This is a genomic window from Oleiphilus sp. HI0123 (assembly GCF_001635315.1).
The window spans coordinates 1-250 of the sequence record NZ_LWGE01000053.1; the positions used below are offsets into that span (position 1 = coordinate 1).

The following is a 250-nucleotide window of genomic DNA, read 5'->3' on the forward strand; positions in this document are numbered from 1 at the left end:
TTACTAGAGCAGGATGAGGTCTACGATGATACTAGCTTACTTGCTGAAGAATCACTGTTACTTAGCGATGAATTCGAACTAGGCGAAGACTCTCACGAAAGGCCAGGTTCGTCTTCAGCTATGCTCATAGATATATTTAGCGTGTCTGTCACGCGTGAATTGGCATACGGTCGGCATGTTGAACAGTCAAATATTGGTATGAGGCTTGAGCTGGATACACCCCTTTGGTCGGGTGCGTATGCACGTATAG

Annotated in this window: 1 protein-coding gene; it reads left to right on the forward strand. The window is 46.0% G+C overall.

Annotation, left to right across the window (positions count from 1 at the left end; all coding sequences use genetic code 11):
- Nucleotides 1-250: hypothetical protein (locus A3761_RS26485; protein ID WP_197472677.1), on the forward strand; the 250-nt coding region annotated here is incomplete at both ends.